Source organism: Actinomadura keratinilytica (assembly GCF_039539665.1).
Taxonomy (GTDB): Bacteria; Actinomycetota; Actinomycetes; order Streptosporangiales; family Streptosporangiaceae; genus Spirillospora; species Spirillospora keratinilytica.
Map to the genome: position 1 here is coordinate 1 of NZ_BAABDO010000187.1, position 7760 is coordinate 7760.

General features: G+C 70.7%; 12 protein-coding genes and 1 pseudogene. 11 read left to right on the top strand and 2 right to left on the bottom strand.

The genetic code is table 11. From position 1 onward, the window contains the following. Positions 1-450: HAD family hydrolase (locus tag ABD879_RS31150; protein WP_345025344.1), on the top strand; the 450-nt coding region annotated here is incomplete at its 5' end. Further along, positions 441-785: an endonuclease/exonuclease/phosphatase family protein gene (locus ABD879_RS31155; protein ID WP_345025345.1), complete on the top strand. Its 345-nt coding sequence runs from the start codon at positions 441-443 to the stop codon at positions 783-785. The genes ABD879_RS31150 and ABD879_RS31155, both read left to right, overlap by 10 nt. Before the next feature lie 401 nt (positions 786-1186). Here the strand turns inward: ABD879_RS31155 and ABD879_RS31160 are convergent, their stop codons facing one another. Both ABD879_RS31160 and ABD879_RS31165 read right to left on the bottom strand, forming a co-directional pair. Then, on the bottom strand, positions 1187-1741 hold the full coding sequence (locus ABD879_RS31160; RefSeq protein WP_345025346.1) for a transposase: 555 nt from the start codon (positions 1739-1741) through the stop codon (positions 1187-1189). Between the two features lie 17 nt (positions 1742-1758). Continuing rightward, positions 1759-2274 (bottom strand): IS630 family transposase, encoded by a 516-nt coding sequence (locus ABD879_RS31165; protein WP_345025347.1) that lies wholly within the window; start codon positions 2272-2274, stop codon positions 1759-1761. A 178-nt stretch (positions 2275-2452) separates the two neighbouring features. On the opposite strand from ABD879_RS31165, the gene ABD879_RS31170 reads away from it, so the two are divergent. The 9 genes and pseudogenes from ABD879_RS31170 to ABD879_RS31210 all read left to right on the top strand — a co-directional run. Then, positions 2453-3325 carry a helix-turn-helix domain-containing protein gene (locus ABD879_RS31170; protein ID WP_345025348.1) on the top strand — a complete coding sequence of 291 codons (873 nt, stop codon included), beginning with the start codon at positions 2453-2455 and terminating at the stop codon, positions 3323-3325. Further along, positions 3309-4133 (top strand): DUF6879 family protein, encoded by an 825-nt coding sequence (locus ABD879_RS31175; RefSeq protein WP_345025349.1) that lies wholly within the window; start codon positions 3309-3311, stop codon positions 4131-4133. Before ABD879_RS31170 ends, ABD879_RS31175 begins: the two co-directional genes overlap by 17 nt. A 158-nt stretch (positions 4134-4291) precedes the next feature. Beyond that, positions 4292-4585, top strand: coding sequence for a hypothetical protein (locus ABD879_RS31180; protein ID WP_345025350.1), 294 nt, complete (start codon positions 4292-4294; stop codon positions 4583-4585). Continuing rightward, positions 4579-4938, top strand: a complete 360-nt coding sequence (locus ABD879_RS31185) for a hypothetical protein (RefSeq protein ID WP_345025351.1) — start codon at positions 4579-4581, stop codon at positions 4936-4938. The genes ABD879_RS31180 and ABD879_RS31185 overlap by 7 nt, the downstream gene beginning before the upstream one ends. 590 nt (positions 4939-5528) lie before the next feature. Beyond that, positions 5529-6035 carry a hypothetical protein gene (locus tag ABD879_RS31190; RefSeq protein ID WP_345025352.1) on the top strand — a complete coding sequence of 169 codons (507 nt, stop codon included), beginning with the start codon at positions 5529-5531 and terminating at the stop codon, positions 6033-6035. Positions 6036-6045: 10 nt separating this feature from the next. Continuing rightward, positions 6046-6852: a phosphotransferase gene (locus tag ABD879_RS31195; RefSeq protein ID WP_345025353.1), complete on the top strand. Its 807-nt coding sequence runs from the start codon at positions 6046-6048 to the stop codon at positions 6850-6852. After that, a complete protein-coding gene (locus ABD879_RS31200; protein ID WP_345025354.1) occupies positions 6849-7310 on the top strand; it encodes a hypothetical protein in 462 nt (153 codons plus the stop codon). Before ABD879_RS31195 ends, ABD879_RS31200 begins: the two co-directional genes overlap by 4 nt. Before the next feature lie 66 nt (positions 7311-7376). Further along, positions 7377-7532, top strand: a complete 156-nt coding sequence (locus ABD879_RS31205) for a hypothetical protein (RefSeq protein WP_345025355.1) — start codon at positions 7377-7379, stop codon at positions 7530-7532. Beyond that, positions 7529-7760 (top strand): annotated as a pseudogene (locus ABD879_RS31210) (hypothetical protein); the annotation flags it as partial. The gene ABD879_RS31205 and the pseudogene ABD879_RS31210, both read left to right, overlap by 4 nt.

Here is a 7760-nt window from a genome sequence, read left to right on the forward strand (position 1 = left end):
ACCCTCACCGAACCGGACACCCCCAAAGTGCCGCACCTGGGCATGCGGCCGGTCGACCCGGCGGTCATCCCGGCGTTACGCCTCCTGCAGGGCCGGGGGAAACGGCTCCTGCTCGGCAGCAACACCGTCCTCACCCGCCGCCTGGCCCTGCGGGAGGCGGGCGTCGAGCCGTTGTTCTCCGCCCTGCTGGAGTCCTGCGCCCTGGGCGTCCGCAAACCGGACGCCGCCTTCTACGAACTGGTGCTCCACGCCGCCAAGTGCCCCGCCGACCGGGTGCTGTGGGTCGGTGACAACCCCGACAAGGACGTCCGCGGCCCCATGCGGCACGGCATGCACGCCGTGCTCGTCGCACCTACCGGGACGCCGTCCGGCCAGGAGCCGCCTGAAGGTGCCCGCACCATCCGCCACGTCCGCCACCTCCCCGACCTGCTGGAGACGCTGTGCGGCTGACCGTCGGGACATGGAACATCAGGGACGGCGGGCTGGACGGCGGCGACGACTCGCGCCTGACCCGGCAGGTCGCCGTCATGCGCAGCCTGGACGTGGACGTGTGGGCCGTCCAGGAGGCCAAGGGCTGGGCCGCCGACGGACGGCGCATCCTGCACGATGTCGCCCGCAGGCTGGACATGCCCGGCCGCTACCTGGTGCCGTCCAACCACCACGGCTGCGACCTCGCGCTCCTCATCCGGGAGCGTCCCGGTCTGTGGGTCGTGCGGGAACGTCCCGACACGGCTCCGCCGTGGTGGCACGCCCTGCACCACTTGGAGCTGCACGTCGGAGGGTAAGGAGCTGCACATCATGAACGTGCACCTGGCCCCCTCCAATCCCACCGTCCGGCTGGCCGAAGCCGAGGCGTTCGGGCTGGTCCGCAGCCGACCGGTGATCGCCCTCGGCGACTTCAACGCCGCCGTTGAGACCGTCCTGGTGAGGGGGGACGGCGAACCGGCCGGGCCGCTTGACCAGCAGCAGAGTCGGTTCGGCAACCGCCACCCGCGGCCCGAGCAACGAGCACACCACGTTCAACACATGCGGGTTGAAGACCGCCCGCTGGGCCCACTCCTGGTGGTGGTGCGGCGAACACACGACGTCCCCGACACCCGCGGCCACGGCGCCGCCCCCGCTGGCGAGGAGGTGGCTGGTGATGGCCGCGGCGTGGCCCGGGCCCGTCCACCTACTGAGCTTTTCGTTAGTTGTGTGGTGTTGGACAGTGGATTTGCAGTCCGGTGTGGGCCAGGAAGGACCATGCGAGCTGTTCGTCCTGGCAGACGCGGTGGATCCCGGCCTCGGCAGCGTCGGCGACGTCGGCGAGGTGGTCGCCGGCCAGGTTGGCCGGCTCGCATGTCTTGATGCTGGACCACAGCATCTCGACGGGGTTGAGTTCGGGGGTGTAGGCGGGCAGCCGCTCCAGGGTGAGCCGGTCCTGCCCGGCCGCCCATGCCCGCATTTTGCGGCTCCAGTGCGCCGACAACCCGTCCCAGATCAGCACCACGCGTTCACCCTGGTAGAACGCCTTGAGCCGGGTGAGCACCTCGATCAGCGCGGCGGTGTCGTAGGTGCCGGGCCGCAGATCGAAGCACAACCGAGCCCCGCGTCCGGGGTCGGCGGCGTGGTAGCCCAGCGCAGCGGCCATGCAGGCGCGTTTCCAGTTCAGGCGGTGGCGCAACGTGGGGGTGCGGCCGCGGGGAGCGTAGGTGCGCCGCACCTGCGGCAGCAGCGAGATGCCCGACTCGTCGACGAACACGATCCATGCCCGGTTTTCTATGGCCCCTTGTTGATGCGCGGCCACTCGTGCGCCACCCACCGGGCGATCTCGGCGTCGTCACGCTCGACGGCTCTGCGCTGCGGACGCTGCAGGCTCCAGCCCAGACGGGCGGTCAGCAGCCGCCACACCGAGGCCCGCGACAACCGCACCCCGCACACGCGCTCCACCACCTGCCCCACCCGCTCCAAGGTCCACAGGTCGGCTTCGAAGCCGTGGGCCCGGGCGCCCTGCTCCAACGCGGCACGAACCTGCTCGACCTGGGCGTCATCGAGCTTGGCGGGACGGCCGGTGGCCGGGCGGCGCCGCAGTGCCGCCACCCCGCCCGCCTCCATGCGCCGCTTCCAGCGCCGCACGCTCTCAGCCGACACGCCCGGCATCCGGGCCACCTCGGCCTGGGAACGGCCCTGCTCGAGCAGTTCGGCCGCACGCATCCGCCGCGCCTCGGTCGGCTGCGGCCGGGTCAACGGCGGGACGACCTCTTCCTGGTTGTCACACTCGGCCTTGGGGGGCATACCGCGATACTGACGGACCCCACCCCTCCACACCCACAGAACTAACGAAAAGCTCAGTAGATCCCTGTTCCGCCCGTCGGCCGTCCGGTCGGCGGCCGGACGCGTCCCCCGGCCGGATCCCGGCAACCTCTGGCAAACTGGCGGCACCGGTCAAGTGCGCTCGGGTAGATGCTGACCTATGCCGCCTCCCGTCTCCTCGTCTGCGCAGGCAGCCCGGAAACGCCTTGCGGACCAGCTGCGCCAGATTCGCCAGGACGCCGGGCTGACCGGCAAAGAACTCGCGCAACGGGCCGGCTGGTCGGCTGGGGTGTCCAAAATAAGCAGGATCGAGCACGCACGGCGTCCGATCTCGCCTGCCGATCTGCGGACCTGGTGCGAGGTGTGCGGTGTATCGGCTGAACGCACCGAGGAGCTGCTCGCCGAGCTGCGCGCGGTGGCCAGCATGTGGGCCACGCACCGGCAGCTCAACCGCGCCGGTCTGAAGGCCCGTCAGGAACGCCTACGCGACGAGTACTGGCAAGTCAGGATCATGCGCATCTACCAGACCCGCGTCATCCCCGGCCTGATGCAGACACCAGCGATGGCAGCGTTCTACCTGGGCCGGGCGCGCGAGGAGCAGCATCTCGAACGAGACGATGTCGCGGAGGCCGTACAGGCACGCATGGAACGCCAGCGCTGTCTGGGGCGGCCCGACGCCAAGTGGCTCTTCCTGCTGGAGGAGGACGTGTTGCGGTACCGGTGCGCGCCCACCAAAGTGCACCGTGAGCAGCTGCAGCACCTGTTGTCGGCGATGCGCCGCCCGACAGTGTCGCTCGGCATCATCCCGCGCGACATCGAGCGGGCCGGAGTCATTCCCGCCGAGTCGTTCACCATGACCGATGCCGACCTGGTGGCAGTGGAACTGACCAGCGGCTACCTGCAGTTCACCCAGCCCGCCGACATCCGGCCGTACGTCGAGGCGTGGGACCGGCTGTGGTCTCTGGCGGTCCACGGAGATACAGCGCGGGCGCTCATCAACAACGCCCTGGAGGCTCTTGACCGGCCGCTGTAGAGGCCGCGATGGCCGGTCCTGGAATCAGCCTGATCCCAAGGAGGCGGCCGTGCCCGACTTCCGCGCCCTCGACTTCGTCGGCCAGGACCCGGACTCGGACAAGGAGTACTGTCCTGCGGTGTTCGTGGATCCCAATACCGGTGACCTGCTGATCCAGGGCCGCGTCATCACGGACCCGGGGGTGCTTGTCATGGTCCGTGAGCACGGCGCGATCGCCGACGACGAGGCCGTCGTCTGGCTGCCCGCCTCGATGAAGCAGATGATCCTCGACGCGGTCGGCCGGGATTACGACGAGCGTCACGGCCACGGCCAGCCGACGTTCGCCGACCTGCTCGCCCGCGCGACACGGTCGGCGGTGCACCTGGAGATGCGCGACTTCTACGGCCCGTCCCCGGGGTTCGAGGACTGGAAGGCCGGAGGTTCGGGGCGGATCGACGACGGGGGCCGCTGGGAGCGGCTGATCGGTGACGCGGTGGCGCGTGGCGTGCGCGTGCGCCGGGTCCGGATCGTCTCCGAGCCGGTATCGGACTACATCCGCTGGGAGTACATGGTCAGCGACGAGAACATCCGGGCGGGTGAGGAGATCCGCTGGCTGCCGCGCCGACAGGCGTCCGGGATCATGCTGCCGCACTCGGACTTTTGGATGTACGACCAGAGGCTGGTCGTGTTCAACTTCAACGACGGGCACGGCAATCATGTCCCGGAGTTCGAGTACACGTCCGATCCACGCCGCGTGAGTCAGATCGTCGCCACCTTTGAACAGGCCTGGGAACGGGCGATTCCGCACGAGCGGTACAAGGTGGACTAGCTGCGGTCGCGCGTAGCGGCAAACAGCGGCAAACCTGTAGCCGACGACCTCACGGCCGGTGGATCGTCTGTGACGGACGGCACAACAGCCGTCGGCCCCGGGCCGCTGGGCGAACGGCGGGAAGTCCCGGGGCCTCGCCGGACGACGGAGGTCCGACTGTGGACGATCGTACGGGCGTCCCCGACTCGTACGACCCTCTCGCCGCGCTCGGTCGGCAGTTGGCCATGCGCGGGTTGACGGTCACCCGCATGCTGTACGTCGCGGACGCGACCGGTGTCTCGCTGACGATCACCTGTCGGCCGAGGGCAGAGGACGGCGGCCGCCTGTGGCTCTTCACCGAGGAGGGCGAACCGATCGGCGAGGCCGATGGTGAGCACCTGGACGACGCGGCCCTGCACGTCCTCGGTCGCCTTGCTCGGCACGCCGAGCGCGCCAGGGAGACGGCGTGGTGACCGCATCATCGGTGCCCGCCGGGCCAGTGCAGTGGAACACCGCCGCTGTCACCGCCTATCTGCAGCGGCGGTACCGCGTGCCGGTGTGGTGGGACGACCGCATCGCGATGTGGATGGCGGTGGTGCTGCGGCCGACCGGTCATCCGGTCGATGACGAGGTGGTCGCCGCGGCCACGCCCGCCGAGCTCGGCCAGCACCTGGCCGCCGCCGGGGTGCAGCCCGTCCCCCGGCAGCAGGCCGCCGAGCCCGAGCCGGTGCTTGTGCGGCGTCCGGTGTACGGGCGGCACGAGGCGCCCCGGCCGCCCATGTGGCGGCGCCTCGCCGGTGCATTCGTCCAGCTCGACGACGAATGATGACCGCACAGGTGCCGCCCGGGCCCCGGGCGCGCGTCGAGGGCTGCCCCGGAACGCACTCGCGCAGGCCGCCGGCAGGCGCCGAACAGCTGACCTGGCGCCGCCTCGACGACCCCGACCCCTGCCGCGTGCGCGACGCCATGTGCTCGCGGTGCGGGCCGACGTTGTACGAGCTGGTGTCCTACGGCGGCGCCTACGCCATCCGGCGGACCACCCGCAGGACCGGCGCCGTGTCCGAGACACCCAAGGTCCGCCGGGCGCGCGCTGACGAGTGGTGGCACGCGCCCCTGCCCGGCGCGGCCACGTGGGAGGCCCCGCGACCCCGGGAGCTGGCGGCGCACCACGCCCGGGGCCGCGGCACCAGGCGGCGGCGCGGCCTGCCGATATGTCACCCATGCCGCGCAGCCGCCCCTCTAGACCGCCGCGCCCCCGTGTGCGTAGGGGTACCTCCCGGGGGCGCGGCACTCAGACGGTGGGGCGGGCCTCCAAGGCGCGGTTGCCCGCCCTTCCCGCCGAAGTGTCGAGGGTGTCGGCGCGCACCTCGGGACCTCGGGACAACGTCACAGCGCGCCAGATGCTCGGAGGAGCTGATGAGCGTCACCACCGAAAGAACGGCCGAGGCCGTCACCGCCCGTGACCCGCGAGACCTGATCTCGGTCGAGCTGTTCGACCAGATCGTCGCGCGCGTCCAGGAGCACATGCCGGTCGCCCGCCACTACGGTGAGCTGATGGTCGAGCAGATGCTCGCGTACATCGCGACCGTCGCCGCCTACGACCCCGACGACCCGCCGGCGTTCGTGGTCGAGGGCGGTTACGAGTTCCGCTACCTCACCCCCTCGGAGGCCGTCGACCCGGCGATCCACTACTTCCTGGACTTCACCGCCGACTACCGGGAGTTCTGCGCCCGGCTGACCGGCGGCCACTTCATCGACCACGTTCCGGTGGTCAACGAGTCCATCGCCTCCGGCAAGTCGCTGCGCCTGACGGTCGACGTCATGCGGCACTTCGGCTGGGAGGTCGACGAGCGCATGTGGCAGCGGGGCACGAGCTGCTGCCAGACCGACAACTGCTTCCTCAAGGTCACCCGGCTGAACTGAAGGGCGCACCATGCCACGTGGCGACTGGGCCGACCTTCCCGCAGAGGTGCGGGAGGCCATAGAGACCCGGACCGGTCCGATTCTGCGCGTTGTCCCGGCTCCCGCGGGCAATCACGCCGACATCGCGTCCGCGGTGGAGACGCCCGGCGGGACGACGTTCGTCAAGGCCGCGCGGAAGCTGGAGGACCGGGACGGCCCGGAGGTCCGGTCGCTGCGGCGCGAGGCACTGGTGTGTCCGCGTGTGCCCCTCGCCCCCCGGCTTCTGTGGACGGCGGAGGCCGGGGGGTGGCTGGCGCTCGGCTTCGAGTACGTCGCAGGCCGCACTGCGGACTACTCCCCAGGGTCACCCGACCTGAGCGTCCTGGCCAAGTCGGTGCACGAGCTGCAGGCGACGCCCCGCCCGGACGTGGTGACAATGCCCGTCGAACGGCGGTGGGAGAACCTAGGGCGCGACGTCTCGCCAATGGCCGGCGACGCCCTGTTGCACACCGACCTGAACCCGCACAACCTGATCATCACGCCCGACCGCCGCGCCTGCGTGGTCGACTGGGCGTTCACCTCGCGCGGCGCGCCCTGGGTGGAGATCGGCCAGATCATCCCCTGGCTGCTGATGTCCGGCCAGACACCGGCGCAGGCGGAAGACTGGGCCTCGCAGTTCCCTTCCTGGCTCGCCGCCTCCCCGGCTGACATCGACCTGTACGTCACGCTGCACGAGGCACTTTGGCGGCGGCGCAGCAAGACCCGCCCGGCCGCGTGGATTCCGCCCTACCTGGCGGCGATCCGGCAGTGGGCGGCATACCGCAGAGGATCCCGATGACCGACCACCCGCCGCAAATTCACCCCACACGAAACCTGTGCACACCGTCCGGTGAACTGGTCCCGGTCGACGTCGGCATGGCCGACCTGGTCCAGACGCTCTGGACCACGGGCTATACGACGCTGATGTGCTGCCAGGACGCCGGCGAGGCCATCCGCGGCGGCGGCACGCAGATACCGCCCGAGCGGTGGGAGAGGTACGCCAGGTTCTATGACGGATTCGCATGGCTGACGATGCCGGTCGGCGACATGCAGCGGCTGGTCGCGCTGACCGCGGACCTGGCCGAAGGCGACGGATGGGCGCCTAACATCCGGCTCCGGCCCACGGGCCCCACCGCGTTCGCCAGCCTGCACTTCCCCGCCCGGCAGATCAGCGAAGTCATACGGCGGCTCGACGCGACGCAGCCCGGTGTGAGCAAGGGGCGCCACGCAACAGGATCGGATCCTGACGGACGTTAGCCGCCGCTCAACCGGCCTGGCTTCAATGAGCGACGACCCAGCAGCGACACCACCTGGAGGGAACAGATGGGCACACGCGGCACGGGCGGCAACACGTGGGACGGCCACAAGCCCAAAGACCAGCACGGCGCGTTCACCGACCCCAACAAGCAGCCGAGCAAGGGCAAGAGGGCCAAGGACGACCAGGACAAGGACAAGGGCAAGGGCGGCAAGGGCAAGTGAGCGAGGCCGAGGCCCTGAACCAGCGGCTCGTCGACGAGCTCGCGGACGTCGGCGTGCTGTCCGACCGGTGGCGTCCGGCGTTCCTGGCGGTGCCGCGGCACCTGTTCGTCCCGGACGTCATCTGGGTCGACGCCGGGGACGGCACGCCCACCGCACGGCGCCGCGAGGACGATCCGGCGGCCTGGCTGGAGACCGCCTACGCCGACGGGCCGATCGGCACGCAGGTCG